This is a genomic window from Verrucomicrobiales bacterium, from assembly GCA_016793885.1.
Lineage (GTDB): Bacteria > Verrucomicrobiota > Verrucomicrobiia > Limisphaerales > UBA11320 > UBA11320.
Genome location: JAEUHE010000111.1, coordinates 1 through 17,038, shown reverse-complemented (window position 1 = coordinate 17,038; position 17,038 = coordinate 1). Strand labels below are relative to the sequence as shown.

At 58.2% G+C, this 17,038-nt stretch carries 10 protein-coding genes; 5 read left to right on the top strand and 5 right to left on the bottom strand.

Annotated features, from left to right (window positions below; genetic code table 11):
* Positions 1–220: 220 nt before the first annotated feature.
* Both JNN07_12785 and JNN07_12780 read left to right on the top strand, forming a co-directional pair.
* Positions 221–814 carry a hypothetical protein gene (locus JNN07_12785; GenBank protein ID MBL9168612.1) on the top strand — a complete coding sequence of 198 codons (594 nt, stop codon included), beginning with the start codon at positions 221–223 and terminating at the stop codon, positions 812–814.
* The gene (locus JNN07_12780) at positions 811–1,473 is read left to right on the top strand and encodes a hypothetical protein (GenBank protein ID MBL9168611.1); all 663 of its coding nucleotides are present in this window, start codon (positions 811–813) and stop codon (positions 1,471–1,473) included. The genes JNN07_12785 and JNN07_12780 overlap by 4 nt, the downstream gene beginning before the upstream one ends.
* Here the strand turns inward: JNN07_12780 and JNN07_12775 are convergent.
* From JNN07_12775 to JNN07_12760, 4 genes are all read right to left on the bottom strand, one after another.
* The gene (locus JNN07_12775; protein ID MBL9168610.1) at positions 1,453–3,480 is read right to left on the bottom strand and encodes an SEL1-like repeat protein; all 2,028 of its coding nucleotides are present in this window, start codon (positions 3,478–3,480) and stop codon (positions 1,453–1,455) included. The genes JNN07_12780 and JNN07_12775 overlap by 21 nt on opposite strands.
* A 6-nt stretch (positions 3,481–3,486) precedes the next feature.
* Complete coding sequence (locus JNN07_12770; GenBank protein ID MBL9168609.1) at positions 3,487–6,426, bottom strand: TonB-dependent receptor; 2,940 nt, start codon at positions 6,424–6,426, stop codon at positions 3,487–3,489.
* 77 nt (positions 6,427–6,503) lie between these two features.
* Complete coding sequence (locus JNN07_12765) at positions 6,504–6,917, bottom strand: biopolymer transporter ExbD (protein ID MBL9168608.1); 414 nt, start codon at positions 6,915–6,917, stop codon at positions 6,504–6,506.
* Between the two features lie 17 nt (positions 6,918–6,934).
* Positions 6,935–7,747: a MotA/TolQ/ExbB proton channel family protein gene (locus tag JNN07_12760; protein MBL9168607.1), complete on the bottom strand. Its 813-nt coding sequence runs from the start codon at positions 7,745–7,747 to the stop codon at positions 6,935–6,937.
* A 248-nt stretch (positions 7,748–7,995) separates the two neighbouring features.
* On the opposite strand from JNN07_12760, the gene JNN07_12755 reads away from it, so the two are divergent.
* The 3 genes from JNN07_12755 to JNN07_12745 are packed head-to-tail and all read left to right on the top strand — an operon-like array spanning position 7,996 to position 15,255.
* A complete protein-coding gene (locus JNN07_12755) occupies positions 7,996–9,372 on the top strand; it encodes a DUF1501 domain-containing protein (protein MBL9168606.1) in 1,377 nt (458 codons plus the stop codon).
* A gap of 26 nt (positions 9,373–9,398) precedes the next feature.
* Entirely contained in the window at positions 9,399–11,645 is a 2,247-nt protein-coding gene (locus JNN07_12750) for a DUF1553 domain-containing protein (protein ID MBL9168605.1), read from the top strand.
* Between the two features lies 1 nt (position 11,646).
* Positions 11,647–15,255: a hypothetical protein gene (locus JNN07_12745; protein MBL9168604.1), complete on the top strand. Its 3,609-nt coding sequence runs from the start codon at positions 11,647–11,649 to the stop codon at positions 15,253–15,255.
* Positions 15,256–15,764: 509 nt separating this feature from the next.
* On the opposite strand, the gene JNN07_12740 is transcribed toward JNN07_12745, so the two are convergent.
* Positions 15,765–16,793 carry a transposase gene (locus JNN07_12740; GenBank protein MBL9168603.1) on the bottom strand — a complete coding sequence of 343 codons (1,029 nt, stop codon included), beginning with the start codon at positions 16,791–16,793 and terminating at the stop codon, positions 15,765–15,767.
* Positions 16,794–17,038 lie beyond the last annotated feature (245 nt).

Sequence of the window (17,038 nt, the reverse complement as noted above, 5' to 3'; positions counted from 1 at the left end):
GAGGCATCGATCGGCCGCCCAAGGGCGGAGGGCACTGACCGTAATGTCGATTTTTAGGACCATGATGAAGTTCGGCCCGGTAGCTTGAGCGGCTCTAGAACCTGCAGGCCAGCCTCCATGTGACGCTTGGCTGACACACAGGTTACGGCCAGGCAAAATCGCGTCTCCCTCGAGCCTCTGCTTTTGACTTAGGACTGCGGTTATCGGACAAGAGATACCTATGCGACAACTTTGGATTCTCTCGATGGTGGCGTTGCTGGCAGCCGGTTGCGCGGGTTACCGCAGTCAAGCTCGGTTGGATGCGTATGAAGGCGTCAAAGTGGATGAACTGACCGGAAACAAGGTTAGCCGCGGCATATTGGATCGGCGCACTCTGTGGCTGAATGCACGTCGAGAAGTGCGCCGCGACCAGACCAGGGACTACTATCTCATCACCGAGCTGACCCCGTCGCCTGACTTTACTCTGCAGAGCACCGGTGAGTCCTTGGTGCTGCTCGTCGATGGCATGCGCTACGGGTTCACGGCCACCAATACGGTTGCGCCTTTGATCGCTCGACCAGGTATCCAGACCACCGTTTACCGCATTCCAGGAGACGTTCTTGTCAAGATTGCGAATGCCGAGGAGCTCAGGATCCGGATGAAAGGCACCAGCATGGTCCTCGACGAAACAGCCCCTCCCACGGTGTCACACAACATCAAACGCTGGATGCTTGACCGGTTCTCTCCCGAGTCAAATTCCACCAATGCGCCTCAAGCCACAACCCAAGCACCGCAACCCGCCACTCAGAGTGCCTCCAAGGGATCCCAGCCATGAATCCATCCACCCTCGCACTTGGCGGTGTCTGTGGCCTCTTAATCGGTGCCCTGGTTCTTCAAAACCGTTCAGCTTCCAGTGAGCAAAGCGCCCTGGTAAATGAGCTGACGAAGGTCTCCAACGATTGGAAGCAAGCCGTTGTCAAATTTGACGAGCAAGGTCGCCTTGCCTATACCCTACAAACCCAGTTGAAACTCGTGCAGGAGGAGCACCTCCTGGTCACCAACGAGCTGCCAAAAGTGAAGGGTGCGTTCGCGGCGCTCGAATCAAACCATCTGGCCTGGGTCGAAAATGCTCGAGCAGTCTCCAACCGACTCCGGCTTGAGGTGCTGGAGCTGACCGACGAACGTGGAGACCACCACGAGAGAATGACCCAGCTCAAGGGAAGGCTCCTGTCGACCGAGGCGCAACTCTCCGGCCTCAGCAATGAAGTTCAACAGGCCCTGGCCAAGCTCAACGCTACCTCCAACGCTTTGAAGCTTACCGACACCGCCAAGACTCAACTGGAGGAGCAGCTGCGCGACCCGCTAGTCTTGTCCGCCCAGCTCGCCCGCCACGGTGAAGCCAACAAAGAACGGGGTCGAAGGGAGGCGGACGCCGGGACCCAAAAGCTCCGTGTCGAACTGCTTCCGGATGGATCAGTGAAGCAGATCCCGTAACGCCTTATACTCCGCCAAGAACTGCTGGGCTTTCACCAGGTCTTGAGCGGAGAAAGTGCGATCCAATTCCGCCAGCTTAGCCTTGGCTTCCACATCTCCAGACTCGGCTGCCAACGAAAGCCACTTGTAGGCCTCCCGTTTGGACTGCGAATGAGCAGGCCCCTCGAGATTCATTTGGGCCAAAAGTTTCCTAGCCGAGGAGTCTCCACCCTCGGAGGCCTGCCGCAGCCAATTGATTCCCGTCGTTTCACTCTGCTCAACCCCGGTGCCTTCCAGATACGCTCGCGCCAATAGAAATGCCGCCTCGGCATCCCCTGCCTCAGCCGCGCGCTGCCACCAAACCACGGCGATCTCGGGATCGGCAGCCCCGGCCTCGCCTCCCTGCCGCATCACACCCAGAAGGGTTTGAGCAGGGATGTAGCCTCCCCGCGCCGCGATCTCCAACAGACGCGCAGCTGCCACCGGATCCCGTGCGACCCCAGTGCCCTGCCGGAGGAGGCGCGCCCATTCGAAACATCCCATGAAGTTGGTTTGACGTGCGGATTCCGCCAACCAGCGCGAGGCTTCGGGAAGATTGATCATCCCCCCGATCCCCAGTGCCAGCATCCGCCCCAGTCGCGCCTGAGCGCCAGCATGGCCTCGTTCCGCTGCACTGCGGAAATATTGCAACGCTTCGCTCAAGTCCAATGGCACCGTCTTGCCTTCCTCCGCAGCCATTCCAAGGAAGTACGCAGCTTCTCGATGCCCCTGATCCGCCGCCTTGCGCGCCAAGATGAGCGCCTGGGCTGGGTCGCGAGAGACAGCCAAGCCCTGCCAATGCAGTTGGCTCAGCTCGAATAGACAGTCGCTGTTACCCTTCTCGGCACCGCGTGAGAACCATTTTTGGGCGGCACCGGGGTTTTTCCCCACTCCGGTTCCCGACAGCAGCGCTCTTCCCAATTGGTAACAGGCGGCCGGGTGACCCCGTTCCGCCGCCTTCTGAAACCAAACCACCGCCTCATAGGGATTCACCGCCACCCCTCGTCCGCGCCAATACATCTCACCCAGACCGGATTCGGCTTCGGGATCTCCGGAATCTGCCGCCACCCGATACCAGAAAAGAGCCTCCACGAGGTTGGTAGCCTTCGAGTCATCCTGTTCCAGAAGATCCGCCAATCGCGTCTGCGCACGAGTGAAGTTCTGCTCCGCGGCTTTCCGATACCAGCGTACCGCCTCCAGCCGGTTGGATCCGCTCGGTGCGGCATTCTCCAGAGTCTGGGCAAATCGGTACTGAGCGCGAGCTACCTCCTGAGTAGCGGCGCGAAAGAACCACTGAGCAGCCTCAGGCTTGCGAGGTGAGAAAGCTGAATGGTCCGCTAACAGCTCGCCCAAACCAAGCTGCGCCAAAGCATGGCGGTTGGTCGCAGACCTCTCCATCCAGCTTTCAGCCAGCCGCAAGTCCGGGGGGCAACCCAGACCGTCTCGATGCATCAGAGCCAGATAGTAGGCAGCTTCAGCCTGGTTCTGTTGAGCAGCCCTGCCAAACCAATCCAATGCTACCTGGTGATTGGTGGCGGTGCCGCGCCCGAAAAAGTGTAGCAGGCCCAGCGCACTCTGAGCGTCGGCATAGCCCTGGTTCGCCGACCTTTCAAACCATTCCCTTGCCTTGAGATAGTTGGTGGCCACACCGCGCCCAGCTTCATAAAGAACACCCAGGTTGAACTGTGCCACCGCCAGCCCACGAACCGCCGCACGCCGATACCAAATCACGGCCTGTTCGAAATCCTGCTTTTGACCTTCAATCCCGTAGAAGAAGCAGTCAGCGACGTAGTTCTGGGCATCGGCGTAGCCCGCCTCACTCGCCAACTTGTAGATCGCCTCATAGGTCATTCGCGCCGGCGGAGCGTCGGAACCGGCCGGCGAAGCAGCATCGCCCTCGGCCGCCCAGAGGGAAGACAACCCAGCCAGCCACAGCCAGGCCGCTGCCACCAGACGGTATCGAGCCAGATGGGATAGACGAGAAGTCATAAAGCTTCACAGATCACAGGTCAGAGAAAGGGAAAACAGCCTCCCTCGCCGATAGCTGGAATAGGAATACTGAGTCGCATCCTCCCCGTAGGATCGGCGATAGGGCAGATCTAAAAGGTTCCGCGCGGTAAACTTTAGCTTCAAGTTTCGGGTGAGACGCTGCGTGACTACGAAATCAAGTCCCATCGGGGGATGTTCGTAGACATCCTCACCGGCGCCGGTAGCCACAAAGATGCGCTTTCCAGCCATGCTGGTCTGAATGGTGGCGGTGGTGCCCACGCTCGGGTTGTGGTAGGTGATGTCGGCATTCAACACATAAGGAGATTGATCGTAGAGGGAGCGCTTGCTGCCGCCGGTGTAGCCAAACCGCTTCTTGTTGCGCATCGTCGCAGCGTCCAACGGGACCTCAGAGCCGATCAACGATAGGTTCATGCCCGCACTGAAAGGACTCAGAATGGGATCCAGGAAGTCCAGCGCTTTGCGAGCTTCCAGCTCCAACCCATAAACCTTGGCCGAAGGAAAATTGACGTAGGACACCGTGCCATCGGTCAGGTCCGATGAAAATCGCTCGATGGGCTTGCTGATGTCCTTGTAGAAGGCGCTGAGTGAGAGCACTTCGCCCGCTCTCGGAAACCACTCCCATCTCACGTCGTAATTGTCAATCTGGCTGCGCTCAAGCCGGGGGTTACCCTCCACCAACGTGTCCGTAGGGATATCGTAAATGGTCACGGGTGCGAACTCGCGGTAGGTAGGCCGCGCGATGGTGCGGCCGAAGTTGAAGCGCAGATTCATATTCGAGCGCAAATTGATGACCAGACCCGCACCAGGAAGCAGATCGTTGGCCTGAATGGTGCCATTGGTGGACCCCTGATTCGGGTTGAATGCCGTGACATCGAGGTCCGTTGTTTCCATTCGCGCGCCCCCCAGAATCTTCACCGTTCGAGTCAGTGGCAACTCCACCATTCCATACTGCGCCCCAACCTCCTGATTGCCTACATAGCGGTTGTTACCGATGGTCACGTTGTCAAAAAAACGTTGGAAGTTGTAATTGGTGTTCCGACCCTGCCGAGTGATGATGTAGGTCAGCACGTCGGCCGTCAGGTAGCGGTTCGGATCCCCGCTCGTCCCAAAGCCTGAATCGCCAGCATATGCAAACGTTCGTTCCGCAAACGTTCGATCCGAAAAGCTCTGCAGCAGCCCGAATTTGATTTCACCTTCCTGGCCATTGCGCAGGCGAAAGGGCAGCGTATCGTCCAGCTTCCAGTTTAGGTTGTTCTCCTCCAACTGCCGGAAGTAACGGCTCGGCCGGATCGGGTCCGTTCCGGAGAAGCCAAGCTGATACGAAGGAATGGCATTGGTGCTCTTGGTGTAGTGAAAGAAACGGGCGTCAGGCTCATCCTGCGAAGTGTTCGACAAAGACACCAGCCACTCAATTTTCATATCCCGGACCTGGGGCAGCTCATGTTTCCCCTTGAACTGATAGGTATTCAGATTCCTCTCGGTATAAAAGAGCTGATCCTGGACCAGCACATCGGGGTTGTTGTCGACGTTGTAACCCTCAAGGTGACGGGCGGTATCCTCTCCCACCTGGTTGTAGACGAAGGTGAAGCCAACTTCGTGATCCGGATGGGGCTTGTAGGCGAGGTTCACTACGGAGCCCCAGGCCGTCTCCTCCGTGCCGCGCTCCTCCTTGAGATCCCGACGAATCTCCGGCCGGTTAAAGTCGGCAGTGTAGCGCCGCAACAGGCCATCACTGTAAGTGTTGTAGTCTCGCTTGTAATTCACTCCGACAAAGTAGCCAAGGGGCTTGGTGAACACGTTGACCGTATCGCCCATGGAGAAAGCATAACTCTGATTGGGCGGCGCCGTCTTCTTGACCCCCGCAAACTGCGCTGGCCCAAGCTGCTGGAGCACGAACTGAATCCTGTCCGCGGTTTCCTTGTTGTTGCGCACCACGCCCGAGGTGGAGGGTCCGGAAAGATCCGAAGGCTTCACCCCGGTCAAGTTCTCCGAAAGCGCACGTGATCCATCGTCCATCGCGGTCCAATCCTGCCCCCCTACTGAACTCAAGTAGTCCTTTCCCGTCGTCTGGGAATTGTAACCTGTGCCAGCGGTGAACGACATCATGCGCTTCTCCGGAAAGCTCTTGGTCAGAATGTTAATCGCACCACCCGTGAATCCGCCCGGTTGATCCGGCGTGAACGTCTTCGTCACAACGATGCTCTCCACCATGTTGGCCGGAACCAGATCCAGCTGAACCGACTTGCGATAAGGATCCGCGCTCGGAATGTCGCCCCCGTTGAGGGTGGTGGAGGTGTATCGATCGCTCAAACCCCGAACGACGACAAATTTTCCGTCCACAACCGTGGTGCCCGTCACCTTGGCAACCGCGTCGCCAGCGCTCGACCCGACGCCACGGGACATCTGCTCAGCACCGATCGAATCCTGCACACGCTTGGCCGTCAACCGCTCCCGATCCAGCTTCACGACCGACCCGGCACCCGTGGCGCGTGGAGGCAACAGCTCCACTCGCGGCGGCGCCTTGACCTGCGGAGGGGGTGGGGGCGCCGGTGCCGGCGGTGGGGCCGTCGCAGCAGTGCTCGGCCCCGTGGTCTGAACGCGGGTGTCCTGAAAAAAGCTTCCTCCGCCTGCCGACGCCGGCGCATCACCCGCCACTGCCCGACGAGTGCCGGTGGAAGGACGCGATGAGGACGCGATCGGCGGCAACTGAGCCTGTGGAGTCTGCTGGGTGGAGGGTGGCTTGGCGGTCTGCGGGGGCGGCGTTTCAGCCTTACGCTGCTGGGGGATGATTCCCAGCATCTGGGCAGCCTTCTCCAGATTGCCAGTCTTGTAGGCCCAGAACACCACCGCCCCGATGAGAATCGCATGCAACACCGCCGCGATAGTGAGGCTGGATCGGGTTTGATCGGTTTTTTTCCTGGGCATACCTCAGTCAGATCAGAGGGCAGCAAAGAGAATCAAGTGTGGCGGGCAAGGGCTTCAACCCGGGAGACGAGATGAGCTCATTTTCCAGCACCCGCTTCCGTGGCCAAGCCGACCTTGTTGACGTTCGCAGAAACCAGAATATCCAACACCCCAACGATCTTCTGGTATTGGACCTTCGCGTCGCCCCGAACCACGATGTTCAGGTCGGGATCCGCCTTGCGGAATTCCACCAGGGTCTTCAGCAAGGAATCCTCAGTCATCTCTGCAGTGTTCAGAAAGATCTTTCCCGCGTTGTCCACCGTCACATAGTTGACGCTCGGCGGAGCGTCCTTGGGACGACTGGTGGCATCGGGAAGCGCGATGTTCAAATCATTCACGGCGGGTGTCGTGGTGATGATGAAGATCACCAGCAGCACGAAGGCCAAGTCGAGCAGAGGCGTGATGTTCAGCTCGTTGAGCGTATGGTGGTTGCTCTGCGAATACTTTTTCATGGCGTCGATGCCCTGGGTTAGCTCTGGGTCGGGGAGGCGGCCGCGGACGTCGAGGTTTCCTTCTGGAAGGCTCGTAAGGCATCCGCGATCTCGTCGGCGATGGGCCGATTGTCGACATACTTGTGCTCGACCGCGGTAACGAATTCGGTGGCGAAGTTGTCCAGCTCCTGGGTGATGGCTCGAATCGTGGTAACCATGTAGTTGTAGGCAAACATGGCCGGGATCGCGACGAAAAGACCCACGACTGTGGCGATCAGCGCGCCCGCGACTCCAGGAGCCATGGCCGTCAGACTAGCCGCCTTTGCGATCGCCACCCCAGAGAAGGTCTCCATGACCCCCCACACCGTTCCTAGCAATCCGATGAACGGGCCTCCTGCCACAGCGGTCGAGAGAATGATCATCCCCTTCTCCAAACTCATACCCTGGCTGCTAACCGCACGCTCCATAGACACTTTGACGGATTCAAAGGAGGCATTGCTGACTCGGGTCTCGCCCTTGATCGTCACCGGATTATTCTTCAGGTGATACTCCAGTTCCTCGCAGCCGGTGTAGTACACATCAAAAGCCGGAGCCCCATCGAAATCCTCCTTCTTTCGAAACAGATCCAAGGGATCACGGGTCGAACGATAGGCCGCGAAGAAACGCTTCCCCATCTTCAACGCCCGAAATATCTGCCGCCCTTTCGTGATGATCACCGTCCAGCTAAAGAGCGAAACCACCACCAGCAGCGTGATGGTAATCTTGCCTTCCACGGTCGCCTTCTCGAACGCGAATGTCAGCGCGTTGCCCAGCAGCGGCGCCAACCCAGGGCCATCTAAGAGGTAGGTCATGGCTGAACGCTGACGGATGTCCATGACACCTGAACGTCGGGTCAGTTACGTTTTGGTGAGGAGAAAGATGGGATTGGCCTAAATCTGTTGGTAAAGGCTTCCTAACACGCTGCCCCAGATTTATCCGCTTCCAGCATGGACTGGCACAACGGTTTATGTCCTAATCCTATCAGATTCATGATCCCTCCGCGGTCCCGGCTTCGTTGCGCGCCAACCCGGAACTCAGGTCATGCTACCCATCAGGTCATATGCTAAAGCTTACCGGTCAGGGCTCAATCACCACCTGCGACGGTATCTCGCGTCGCGACTTCCTCCAGGTCGGCACCCTCGGTGCCCTCGGCTTCAACTTGGCCAACCTCAGCGCCGCCGAGGCGGTTCTCAAGGACGCCCCTAAGCGCGGGGATAAGGCGTGCATTCTGATCTTCAACCTGGGTGCACCCAGCCAACTCGATACCTTCGACATGAAGCCGGACGCGCCTCGAGAAATTCGAGGGCCTTTCAAACCGATCCGCACCAATGTCCCTGATATCGACGTATCGGAGATTTTTCCCCTGCACGCCAAGCTGGCCGACAAGTTCTCCCTGGTTAGATCCTGCTATCACACCGCAGCAGCCGTCCATGACACCGGTCACCAGATGATGCAAACCGGCCGTCTGTTCGCCGGCGGCATCAACTCCCCCCATGCCGGCTCCGCCTTGAGCTACCTGAAGGGCCGGAGGAGTGAACTGCCGGCCAATGTCATCCTCCCCGAGCCAATGGGCCCCACCGGCGGAAACATGCCCCATGGCCAGGATGCTGGCTTCCTAGGCAAAGCCCACGACCCCTTTGTGTTAGATGCGGACCCCTCCAAGAAGGACTTCAAGGTGCCCGATTTACTGCCGCCTCGCGAGATCGGTGAGGCACGTCTGCAACGCCGACGCGAGCTGCGCCAGGTCGTGGAGGATAGCATTCGCACGTTCGAATCCAGCGAGGCTGCCAAACTGATGGATGCCAACTTCGCCGATGCATATCGCCTCATGACTAGCAGCACGGCACGCGAGGCTTTCGATCTCTCCCAAGAACCGCTCAAAGTCCGAGAGCGCTACGGCATGACGCGATTCGGCCAATGCTGCCTGCTGGCGCGCCGACTCGTGGAACGCGGCGTCCGGTTCGTCACCGTCAACACGTTCATCACCGTCTTCGATGAAATCACCTGGGATATCCACGGCTCGAAACCGTTTACCTCGATCGCGGGAATGAAAGAAATCGTGGCCCCGATGTATGACCAGGGCTACAGCGCCCTGCTGGAGGATCTCTTCCAACGCGGGATGCTCGATTCTACCCTGGTGACGTGCCTGGCGGAGTTCGGTCGCACTCCACGCATCAACCCCACGGGCGGGCGTGATCACTGGCCCCAATGCTGGACCGTTAGCTTTGCAGGCGGCGGTGTCAAAGGCGGCCGCGTGGTTGGGAAAAGCGATGAGATCGGGGCGTATCCGGTAGAGCGTCCAGTTCAGCCAAAGGAAGTTGTCGCCACCATCTACCACAGCCTGGGTCTCGACCTGGACACGCACTTGCCCGGACCGTCTGGACGTCCCTTCCCGCTGGTTGACTTCGGGACTCAGCCCATCCGCGAGCTCTTCTAGATCAACCGGTCAACTCCCCTGCCATCATGCGCTCGCTTGCTCAACGAACCTCCTCGATAGAATGCCTGACCGCGGGTGCCTGCCTCGTACTCTGCCTCGTCCAGGTCGTCGCCGGCTCTCAAGGTCCGGATCCTGACACGAGCTGGAGCTTTCGTAATGACGTCCAGCCTGTTCTAGCCAAGGCCGGATGCAGCGCGGGAGCCTGCCACGGAGCCGCGGCCGGCCAGGGAGGATTTCGCCTCTCTCTGCGCGGCTACGACGATGAAGGTGACCACGCCTCGATCACCCGAAGCGCCTTGGGACGGAGGATTGACTCGCACCATCCCGCCTTGAGCCTCCTCCTGCTCAAGCCGACGGGTGCCGTCCCCCATAAAGGTGGAGAACGTTTCACCACCAACTCACTGGAATACCGAATTCTTTCTGAATGGATCGCAGCCGGAGCGCCTGCCCCCCAAGCAGCGGACCCGCGAATCGAGAAATTGGATATCCTTCCAAACCGGATCGTTCTCCAACCGGGAATGCAGCAGCAGTTCTCCGTGAAGGCCCATTTCTCGGATGGCACCGCTCGGGATGTCACACAGTGGGTGAAGTACACGGACGCCAATTCCGCCGTCACCAGCGTCAGTGAGTCGGGTTCGGCTAAGATTCAAGGCTTTGGCGAAGGAGCCATCACTGCCTGGTATTTAAGCCGCCTGGCGATCGCGCGCGTCATTGTGCCGTATACCAACAACCTCTCCTCGCTTAGCTTGGCTCAAGCGAGGAAGCGAAACTTCATCGACGAACAGGTGGCACTAAAGCTGAACGAGCTCAACCTGCCCCCCTCCCCTCGCTGTTCCGACGCTGAGTTTGTGCGTCGCGCCCACCTCGATACGATCGGGGTGCTCCCCACACCCTCGTTCGTGCGTTCCTTTCTGGAAGACAAAGATCCAGATAAACGAGATCGCCTGATCGAGACGCTCCTGCGTCGGCCGGAATTTACCGATTACTGGACCTACAAATGGAGCGACCTTCTCCTCGTCAGTAGCGAGCGCCTGCGTCCCGATGCCATGTGGAGCTACCACCACTGGATCCGCACCAGCGTTGCCGCCAACAAGCCCTGGGATCAGATGGTTCGCGACATCGTCACCGCGAGCGGAAGCACCCTAGAGAATGGTGCGGCCAACTTCTTCGCTCTTCACCAAGATCCAACCGGAATGGCGGAGACCGTCACCCAAGCCTTCCTCGGAATGTCCGTGAATTGTGCCAAGTGCCACAACCACCCGATGGAGAAATGGACCAACGATGAATACTTCGGCTTCGCCAATCTGTTCGCCCGCGTTCGAACGAAGAATGGGGAAGGTGACGGCGCTAAGATCATCTTCGCAGCCCCCTCGGGCGACATCAACCAGCCCTTACGAGGCCGGCCCCAGCCTCCGAAGCCTCTCGATGGAGAGGCCGTGCCTCTGGACTCGGCGATTGATCGTCGTCAAGTTGTGGCGAACTGGTTAACCTCGCCGAAGAACCCCTACTTTACCCGCAGCATCGTGAATCGAGTGTGGGCGAATTTCATGGGAGTGGGCTTGGTAGAAAAGGTCGACGATTTACGAATCACGAATCCAGCGAGCAACGAGGATCTGCTCAGCGCCTTGGCTGATCACCTGTCGGAGCGTCGTTACGATCTCAAGGCTCTGATGCGGGCCATCCTTCAAAGCGAGACATACCAACGGTCCAGCGAACCGCTGAAGGAGAATTCCAGCGATACTCGATTCTACGCTCGTTACTATCCCCGGAGGCTGGCCGGGGAAGTTCTTCTGGATGCCTTTTCCCAGGTCACGGGGGTGCCTACGGTGTTTCAAATTGACTTACGGAACGCCAACCAAGGGCTTGGGCAGCAATACCCTGTGGGTATCCGCGCCCTGCAGCTGCCAGATACCCGAGTGTTCTCCTACTTCCTGAAAACCTTCGGGCGCCCAGATCGAGAGAAAACCTGTGAGTGTGAGCGCAGTGCCGAACCGAACATGGCTCAAGTTCTCCACATCGCCAACGGAGATACGGTCAACCAAAAGCTCACCGCTCCCGGCAATGTCCTGACCAAATGGCTCGATCATAAGTTTCCTCCAGAGAAGCTGATCGAGGAGCTCTACCTCACGGCCGTTTCCCGATTCCCCACTCCACGAGAAACAGAACAACTATCAAGGGTGCTCTCCTCCACCCAACCGGAGGAGCGAAGGCAGGCACTTGAGGACCTCTGCTGGGCAGTGCTGAGCAGTAAGGAATTTCTCTTCAATCACTGACATGAGAAACAGCTTTTTTCACGGAAGGAAATCCCATGTCGCCTCCCTGATCGCCCTGGGAGTCGCGATTCGACTAACAGCGACGGGCGCGGGTGCAGCAACGCCTGACTACAGCCAAGTCGATGCGATTTGGGCGCGCCACTGCCTCGATTGCCATTCCTCGAAGGATCCCGAAGGCCAACTCATGATGGACAGCCTCGAGTCCCTGCTCAAAGGCGGAGAGAGTGGACCTGCGGTGCTCCCAGGAAAGGCGGGCGAAAGCTTGGTAATTCGCGCCATCGAGGGTCGCTGGGAGAAGGACGGCAAGGCCAAGCAGATGCCCCCGGGCAAACGCAGGAAGCTGGAGCGCGCTGAGGTTGCGGTCATCCGGGAATGGATCGACGCTGGAGCCCCGAAACCACAGTCGGCTCAGCGACGTCCGATCACCACCCCGGATATCGCCCCCAGAGTTCCCGCCCCCCGCTCCATCCAAGCAGTTGACTTCTCTCAGCCAGCACGGCTCGTGGCCGCCGGGCGATATGGCGAGGTCGAACTGATATCGACGGAGAGCCGGCTTCCGATTCGAAAACTCACCGGACATCGTGGAAAGGTGAATGCCGTTCATTTCTCATCCGATGGTACGCTGCTCGCTTCGGCGGCAGGCCAACCCGGACAGGTAGGCGAATTGAAGCTTTGGCGGGTGCAGGACGGATCCTTAATCCGAACGATCGAAGGTCATCAAGATGCACTCTATGCAGTACAAATTTCTCCCGATTCCAAATGGGTCGCATCCGGCAGTTACGACCAGGAGATTAAGGTCTGGGACGCGGCCAGCGGCCTCGAGGCACGGACTTTCCATGGACACAATGGTGCGATCTACGACCTCGCGTTTCGGCCCGATGGAAAGATCCTCGCCAGCGCCAGTGGCGATCGCACGGTCAAACTCTGGGACGTAGAGACGGGCAGGAGACTCGAAACGTTGTCACAATCGACGAAGGAAATCTATTCAGTGGTGTGGAATCCGAAGGGCGATCGACTGTTTGCGGGCGGAGTGGACAATCGGATCCGCATGTGGAGCATCAGCCCAACGGCAGCTGAGACCACCAATCCCCTCCTCGAATCTAGGTTCGCACACGAAGGTACCATCCTCAGCCTTGCGATGTCTCCGGATGGAAGAAGGTTGGTGTCCTCGGCTGAAGACCGACTGATCAAGATCTGGGACACGGCAACGTTGACCGAACGACTGGCATTTCCCGAGCAACCCGACCTGGCACCTGGAATCAGTTTCCTGAGCGAAGGCAACCAAATCATCGCCGGTCGTTTAGATGGTTCCATCGAAACGTACAGTGTCGCGACCGGCAAACCTGAACCGCTGCCGAAACCGCAGCTGATTCGACTTCAACCCAGAGGCCTGCAACGAGGCACCACTGTTCAGTTCGAACTCGCCGGTAAAGGGCTGGAAAGCATCAGTCAGATTACCTTCGACCATCCCAAGTTGACGGCTGGGCGAATGGGCTCCGGTTCGGGATCCAATGTCACCATCCGAATCACCGCTGAAAAATCACTCCCTCGAGGCACCTACTCTATCAAGGGCACTGGACCAGCAGGGGAAAGCAACCCACTCCAACTGATCGTCGACGACCTCCCACCAATCCAGGAAAACCCATTCACCGAGATCAACCGCGCCGAGACGCTCCCCGCCTCCTTCTGGGGAACTTTAGAAGCGCCCGGCGATGCAGACTCGCTGGAGTTCAAAGCGCAAGCAGGGCAAGAGCTCATCTTAGATCTGAACGCCAAACTCCTCGGCTCTCCATTAAACGGACGGCTGGACCTATTGGATTCCGAGGGAGTGATGGTAGCCAGCGAGACCACCTTCGCCGGGGGCGATCCCCTCATGGTTTACCGGGTCGAGAGGAATGGCGCTTACCGCGCGGTTATCCGTGATAACAAGCTCGCCGGTTCTGCCGAGCACTTTTATCGACTGAGCATCGGGGAGATGCCCTATGTTGTTGGCGTTTACCCTCCCAGCGTGGCGGCCGATGGCGACCGCACCGTCGGTTTGGTCGGCTACAATCTTCCTCCCAATGCCTCGGTCACAGTGAAAGCAGGATCCTCGGGGGAAATCCTGGTTCCCGTAGACCCTGATCGCTACAGGAGCAGAAGCCCTTACAAAGTGCTCATCAACACGCTTCGCACGGTGGATGAAGTGGAGGCAAATGACCGTCCGGATCAAGCCACTCCGTTGCCGTCTCCTGGGATCGCGAACGGGCGGATTCACGCTGGAAAACGATTCGAGACGGACGTGGATCATTTCTCATTCGTGTCAAAGAAGTGGCAACCGTGGATTATCGAAACCGACGCCGCGCGGCGAGGTTCCCCTATCGATACGACCATTGAGGTGCTGCATCCGGACGGTCGACCTATCGAACGTGTCCTACTGCAAGCCGTCCGGAACACTGCGGTGAACTTCCGAGCTGTTGAAGCGGATGCCACGGGTATGCGACTCGATCACTACGAGGAAATGGAGCTGAATCAGTTCCTCTATATGAACGGCGAGGTAATGAAATTGTTCCGGATGCCGCAAGGACCTGACTCCGAGATGATGATGTACACCCTCGGGGGAAAGCGCCGAACCTTTTTCGACACCTCGCCGACCGCCCACGCTTTGGATCAACAGGGCTTCATTGTACTCCCACATCCCCCTGGCTCCCAGCTGGTGAAGAACGGCCTGCCGACGTTCCATCTCCATTATTCGAACGACGATGATGCTGAACGTAGAGGAGGACGAGACTCGTGGCTGGCGTTCACCGCGCCCGAGGAAGGAACCTATGTCGTTCGGGTAGCAGATTCCGCCGGGCGAGGAGGCGATCTCTTTAGTTATCGCCTGATCGTGCGCGAACCAGACCCTGGGTTTCACGTCTTCCTGGAGGGGGCGAACCCACAGATCTCACCCGGCAGCGGGCAGAGTTTCACGCTGCGAGCGGAACGTCGTGACGGTTTCTCAGGGGAAATTCGCATCGACATTAGCGGAGTTCCTGTCGGGTTTTCCGTTTCGACGCCCCTGATCATCGAAGCAGGTCACCAAACTGCGAGCGGAACCATTCATGCGATCGAGAAGGCAGTTAAACCTACTCAATCGCACTGGGAGCGTGTTCAGATCACAGCTCAGGCGGAAGTAGACGGTCGCTTATCGGTGATGGCTGTGAACTCATTGGGATCAGTGGAGCTCAAGGAGACCTCATCCGCTTTGATGGTGCGATTGGATCCCTATGTAGGGCAAGATTCAACCAACACCGCGGCCATGCAGACCTCCAAGGAGATCGTTTTGGAGCCTGGGCAAACCACCTCGGCCTGGTTGAGTGTCGAGCGTAGGGGCTTCGAGGACACCATCACCTTTGAGGTGAGCAACCTTCCCCATGGAGTCATCGTCGACAATCTGGGCTTGAACGGCATTACGTTCCTGAAGGGGGAGAACGGTCGACAGATATTTTTGAAAGCCTCTCCGTGGGTGAAGGACCAGGATCGTCCATTTTTCGCGGTGGCAAACCAAGCAGGGCGCCAGGCCTCAGAACCCCTGCTTCTCAAAATTCGTTCACCAGGCCACCAACCCCAAGCCGTCCGAACAGACTAACCGGCTCGGCCGGATTGAAAGTGCCCCGTCAGATACCAGGGACAGGCCATCTCCCAACCTCCTCCTACCCTGGATCCCGGAGGACGGGAGCTACAGGGACAGGTCTGTTGCACTTTTCCCCCCAAAGCCCTGCCGGAACTCGCGCGAGAAAATCACCTGGACCGTTTCTCGGGGTTCATCCCGAACTATCCGGGGACAGACCTCCCTTGCGCCTTCTGTCGGAAGCCGGCGTCAAATCAGGGGACAGGCCTCGATGGTAGTTCTGCAACAAGAGCCTCCCTCCAATCTTTCAAACTGAGAAAGCATCTTTGAAACTCAGGATGCCGAATGGCAGCTGATTGGGGCCGATGGGCCCACGAGAAGATCTGAACTGTTCCTGGCTGCTAAAACACTTCCACCATCCCAACTTCCGCAACCTTTCCTGACCAAGCCATCTGAATTCGAGCCTCTGCCCAAAGCCCGTGACTGCTTCCGCTGACTCCCGGCCTTCTGCTCATCAATTGGGCCCTTTACCCAAAGATCTGGCTCCGCAATCGGCGCAACGAATACAACTCCTCCTTCAATCCCTCCACCCGCTGGGGTTCTCGGTTCTTCACCCGAACCCCCAATCGAGCACTGTTCCCCTCCGTCAGTTCCTTCATAAACCGTCGACTGCCAAGGATTGCTCCGTCGCTCAGATACCTCACCCGACACGTCACATAGTCCACCATGTCCAGCTTGCCATGGTTCCTCAACACCTCCAACACCGCCTCATGCTTGATTACCCCTCGCACCGCTCGCCCCGTTTCGTCTAACGATTCTCTCTGTTCGTCCCCTGTCCGATACAGCGCCATCCGATATTCTCCCATTGCCTCCTCCTCACTCAACCCCGTTCTCCGGCCCCACGATTCCACCAGCCTGCGGATCCCTTCCCTCGCTCGACGATCCCCTCCCACCGCTCTTCCATACCCACTCCAACGATACTCTTTTGGATCCAATACCTTCCGGGCCCTCACCGGATTCAGGTCGATGTATGCACCAGCCAACATCAATGCCAGATCATCCCCCTCCACCACCACACTCTTAAAGCGCTCCTCCCAGAGCGTCCCCTTGCGCCCATGCCGCTGGTTGTAACCCTGAGTATACCTTTGCTTCACCTCCTTCATGAACTGGCTCACATCCCACATCCTCGCCCAATAACGCGCCAAGAATGCGTCCTCGGCTGCCTGGTCGTGATGCCGGCGATAGTTGGCTATTCTCAGTTCGATCCGCTTGACGTTAGGCGGATGCTTCAACTTCTTGAGTGTTGCGATCAGTTCCTCGGCCGTGGGCAGAACTTCAGGCCGTCGGGGCACTTCCACCAAAATGTGGAAGTGGTTGTCCATGAAACCGAAAGTCAGGATCCTGACTCCACAGAATGCCTCTGCATCACGCATGATCGTGTGGAGTCGATCCTTCTCGTCCTCCGTGAATATGAATTGAAGGTCCACGACTCGCGACATGCAATGGTAGTATCCCACGCTATGGCTCGGGGGGACCTTTAGGCGTCCTTGGCGCATAAAGCTTGCTCAACTGACCACGGCACCTCAGTTCTGCGCAAGACTTTTTTATCACAGTTCTTCCAACTTCCAGACGGGATACCACCACACCCGAAAGAGACCTGTCCCGAATGGCGGTTAGTTAAGTCCTAAGCGTTTTTTGGAGAGACGTTTGCGACGAGGAGGATTGGGGAGGTTTGAGAGCATGTATTCGGCGGTTATTTGCTGCATTTGGAGGAGCGTTTCCCAGACCTTCCGTTGGTTGG

Coding starts and splice junctions, on each gene's coding strand:
- JNN07_12785 (MBL9168612.1), top strand. CDS start 221: ATGCGACAACTTTGGATTCTCTCGATGGTGGCGTTGCTGGCAGCCGGT.
- JNN07_12780 (MBL9168611.1), top strand. CDS start 811: ATGAATCCATCCACCCTCGCACTTGGCGGTGTCTGTGGCCTCTTAATC.
- JNN07_12775 (MBL9168610.1), bottom strand. CDS start 3,480: ATGACTTCTCGTCTATCCCATCTGGCTCGATACCGTCTGGTGGCAGCG.
- JNN07_12770 (MBL9168609.1), bottom strand. CDS start 6,426: ATGCCCAGGAAAAAAACCGATCAAACCCGATCCAGCCTCACTATCGCG.
- JNN07_12765 (MBL9168608.1), bottom strand. CDS start 6,917: ATGAAAAAGTATTCGCAGAGCAACCACCATACGCTCAACGAGCTGAAC.
- JNN07_12760 (MBL9168607.1), bottom strand. CDS start 7,747: ATGACCTACCTCTTAGATGGCCCTGGGTTGGCGCCGCTGCTGGGCAAC.
- JNN07_12755 (MBL9168606.1), top strand. CDS start 7,996: ATGCTAAAGCTTACCGGTCAGGGCTCAATCACCACCTGCGACGGTATC.
- JNN07_12750 (MBL9168605.1), top strand. CDS start 9,399: ATGCGCTCGCTTGCTCAACGAACCTCCTCGATAGAATGCCTGACCGCG.
- JNN07_12745 (MBL9168604.1), top strand. CDS start 11,647: ATGAGAAACAGCTTTTTTCACGGAAGGAAATCCCATGTCGCCTCCCTG.
- JNN07_12740 (MBL9168603.1), bottom strand. CDS start 16,793: ATGCGCCAAGGACGCCTAAAGGTCCCCCCGAGCCATAGCGTGGGATAC.